The organism is Gemmatimonadaceae bacterium (genome assembly GCA_035533015.1).
GTDB lineage: Bacteria > Gemmatimonadota > Gemmatimonadetes > Gemmatimonadales > Gemmatimonadaceae > JAGWRI01.
On the sequence record DATLUQ010000061.1, the window covers coordinates 1 to 3,680 of the forward strand.

General features: G+C 67.0%; 4 protein-coding genes. 3 read left to right on the forward strand and 1 reads right to left on the reverse strand.

The annotated features are described in order from the left end of the window. The 3 genes from VNF92_13100 to VNF92_13110 all read left to right on the forward strand — a co-directional run. Positions 1 to 606 (forward strand): OmpA family protein (locus VNF92_13100; GenBank protein ID HVA58812.1); only part of this gene is annotated, 606 nt, incomplete at its 5' end. An 81-nt stretch (positions 607 to 687) separates the two neighbouring features. Further along, the gene (locus tag VNF92_13105; protein ID HVA58813.1) at positions 688 to 1,053 is read left to right on the forward strand and encodes a hypothetical protein; all 366 of its coding nucleotides are present in this window, start codon (positions 688 to 690) and stop codon (positions 1,051 to 1,053) included. Positions 1,054 to 1,209: 156 nt separating this feature from the next. Next, positions 1,210 to 1,848 carry a response regulator transcription factor gene (locus VNF92_13110; GenBank protein HVA58814.1) on the forward strand — a complete coding sequence of 213 codons (639 nt, stop codon included), beginning with the start codon at positions 1,210 to 1,212 and terminating at the stop codon, positions 1,846 to 1,848. Between the two features lie 94 nt (positions 1,849 to 1,942). Here the strand turns inward: VNF92_13110 and VNF92_13115 are convergent, their stop codons facing one another. After that, positions 1,943 to 3,043 carry a cytochrome c peroxidase gene (locus VNF92_13115; GenBank protein HVA58815.1) on the reverse strand — a complete coding sequence of 367 codons (1,101 nt, stop codon included), beginning with the start codon at positions 3,041 to 3,043 and terminating at the stop codon, positions 1,943 to 1,945. Positions 3,044 to 3,680 lie beyond the last annotated feature (637 nt).

Consider the following 3,680-nt stretch of genomic DNA (forward strand, 5'->3'; position numbering starts at 1 on the left):
TGGGCGCTCACCGCGTGTGCGTCGCTCAGTCGGAAGGAGAAGGGGGCGGCGATCGGTGCGGCGGCGGGGGGCGTGGTGGGTGGCGTGATCGGCAACCAGACCGGCTCGACGGCCCGGGGAGCGATCATCGGCGCCGTAGTGGGTGGCGCGGCCGGCGCGATCATCGGTCATCAGATGGACCAGCAGGCCAAGGAACTTCAGCAGAACATTCCCGGGGCCACCGTGACGCGCGTGGGCGAGGGCATCGCCGTGACGTTCGCGTCGGGGCTCCTGTACGACTTCGACTCCGACGTCGTGCGCGCCGACGCAGGGGAGAACCTGCGTGCGCTGGCGGCGAGCCTCGAGAAGTACCCGAACACGGATCTCCTGATTGTCGGCCACACGGATGCGGTGGGCACGAGCGATTACAACCAGTCGCTGTCCGAGCGGCGGGCCACGGCGGCGGCCAACTACCTCGAGGCGCAGGGCGTGGCGTCGGGGCGCCTCCGGGCGGTCGGGCGCGGGGAGACGGAGCCCATCGCCACCAACGACACCGAGGCGGGCCGGCAGCTGAACCGGCGCGTGGAGATCGCGATCTACACCAGTGCGAGCGCCCGCAATCCGTAGTGGGCGCGGATGCCGGCGCACGTCGTCGTCTGTAGCCTCAAATCTCTGGGGGCACCCATGTCAGGACATATTCGTAGTAGTATGATCATGATGGCGCTGTGCGTGGCCGCCCCGCTCGCGGCGCAGCAGGCGTCGCCCGGCGCCTCGGCGCCTCAGGCCGCGACGTCCGTCGTGAAGTCCGCTCCGGCACCTGCCGCCCAGCGTGTGTCGCACCCGGGGCCGATGCTGGAGCGGTCCGCCGCCGAGTTCCGCCCCCACACCATACAACCGGCGCCTGCCCCCCTGTTGCTGCCGGCCTACCACGACAATTCGGAGAACGTCGCGTTGATGGTCGTGGGCGGCGCGGGTCTCATCGTAGGTGCCGTGATCGGCGGCCGGCCGGGCACGATCGTCATGCTGGGCAGCGGCGTGATCGGGCTGATCGGGCTGTACCGGTACATGCAATAGGGTCTGACCAACACGTGCGGGGTGAACCACGCGCCACCCGCGATACGTCGCCGTCGAGGTTCCATGCAATATATTGTGAGCACCCACGCGCCCGCCGCCGGTTGGCGCCGCCGCCGGTTGCCGGCAGGCGCGGGTGACCCCTCAGCGAGGCCTACGTTGATCACGGTCGCCGTCATCGAGGACAATCGTCTCGTGCGCGAGGGCATGACCGGCATGCTCAATGCGTTGCCCGATATGTGCGTGGTACTCGCCGCTACGAGCATCGAGGCGGAGCACCTCAGGGACCTGAGGCCTCGCGTGGTGCTGATCGACGTCGGGCTGAAGGATCGGAGCAGCCTGAGGATCGCGCGCACCGTCAAGCAGGCGGCGGCGGATTCCGCCGTCATCGTCATGGATCTCCTCCCGACCCAGGAGGACGTTGCCCAGTTCGTGAATGCTGGGGTGGCCGGGTTCATCCTCAAGGACGCAACGTTCGAGGATCACGTCGCGACCATCCGCTCGGTGGCGACCGGCGCTCGCGTGTTGCCGCCCCCGATGACGGGCACGCTGTTCTCGCAGATCGCCGAGGCGGCTGCCCAGCGAGGACGCGACGAGGCGCACAAGGCAGTGCGCATGACCGCGCGGGAACGTGAGGTCATCGCCCTCATCGCGGCAGGCATGAGTAACAAGGAAATCGCGCAACGCCTGGACATCGCGACCTTCACCGTCAAGAGCCACGTACGCAACCTGATGGAGAAGCTGGCCCTGCACACGCGCCTCCAGATCGCCGCCTATGCGCACGAGCAGGACGATTAGCGGTGAGGCGAATGCCCAGCCGACTCCCTCGACGCGCATCCGCCGATCGCCATGAATGCGATGATCTGAAGAAGCGAAAGGGACCGAAAGCCGATCAGAAGTTCGCCTTTCTTCCAGGCAGCGGCGGCTCGGCGATGTACGACACCGGGATCGTCCCCGTGAGTGTCCGCAGCCAAGCGTGAATGTCGCTGACTTGGTCGGCGCTGAGATCGACCCCCAACTGATACCGGCCCATCAGAACGATCGCGGAATCGAGCGAACCCACCGAACCATCACTGAAATACGGGCTCGTCATCTCGACGTTGCGGAGCGTCGGCACCTTGAACACGTACAGGTCGCTCGCCTGATGGGTGACCGCAATCCGGCCGCTGTCGGCCACCGACGGCCACGGCCGCACCAGCCCCGCCTTCTGGAACACCTGGCCACCCACCAGCGCCCCGGCGTGGCACGCCGTGCACCCCGCAGCGACGAATGTCTTGGCGCCGCGCTTCTCCTGGTCGGTGAGCGCCGTGGTGTCGCCCTTGAGGAAGGCGTCCCAGCGCGACGGCGTCACCAGCCCGCGTTCGAACGAACCAATCGCCCGTCCTACATTGTCATACGTGATCGGATTGGCCTCGTGAGGATACGCGGCGGCGAATGCGGCCCGGTATTTCGGCGATCTCTTGAGGTGCTCGAGTACCGCGGCTGAACCGGTCATGCCCATCTCGGCAGGATTGAGAATCGGCCCCTTGGCCTGTTCTTCAACTGTCGGCGCACGTCCGTCCCAGAACTGCGCGGTCTGCGCGGCGGCGTTGTACACCGTCGGCGAGTTGCGGCTGCCCAACTGCCCCTTGTGGCCGAAGCTCAACCGACGCCCATCGGCTCCGTAGCCGTTCAACGGGTGGCACGAGTTGCATGAAACGTCGTGCGCGTCGGAGAGCACGGTCTCATAGTAGAGCGAGCGCCCCAACGCCACCTGCGCGTCCGTCGCGGGGTGTCCGCCAATGTCCATGTTCGCCGGTAGCGCAGCGAACATGGCCAGATCCCCAGACGTCAGATCCACGGACTGCACCGCGGGGAGCGCTTTGGCCGCCGTTGCATCCGCCCCCGTCTGCCGTTGGTTGCGGTCGCCGCTGCAGGCCGCCGCCAGCATCGCCGCCCCGATAGCGATCGTTCGATATGCACGCATCGTCCCCTCCTCAACCAGAATTGTCACCAGTTTCAAAGGGTAGGACGACTTCGGTTCGCTTCAAGTCGGGGAATTGCGCGGGCAGCGTAGGCAATACTCCGCAGTCTGCATCGTAGTGGCCGGGGTCCCCGCGGCGGCCTCGATAGTCTGTGGCGAGCCGCATTCGACCACCTTCAAGCATGGCGAGAAGGTTCGCCGGCCACCGGCTGCACTGGCAGTGAGGCCTGGACCGAACCGGGCCTCGCAGCGGCAGGTCACTCCGAGGCAAAGGAGCCATCGATGTCATCGAACGAAAGCACGCCCGCGAGGTTCGTGAACGTGCCGCGTTCCGCGATTTCGATCACGGCCCGGAGGGCTCCGGTCCAGGCCGCACGCGCGAGCGCTCCGCCGCGGTAAGCCGGAAGAGCGGATCGGACGCGTCACCCGCGGAGTCTTCGATGGAGAGGCCAGCGATACCGGTGGCCGCAACGGCGGCGACGTTCAGGGCTACCTCGGCGGGATGAATCGCGAAGCCGTCTTAAAGATCCGCGTTCACCGGAACGGGAACGGCCTCCGCGATGCTCCGCACGTGCGCAAGTGTATCCACCATCGAGACGCGACCGTCCGGCAGCCCGTGCGACCAGGCGAATCCGGAACTCGTCGTGGGAAGCGCGGGAAAGCCAAG

Coding starts and splice junctions, on each gene's coding strand:
- VNF92_13105 (HVA58813.1), top strand. CDS start 688: ATGATCATGATGGCGCTGTGCGTGGCCGCCCCGCTCGCGGCGCAGCAG.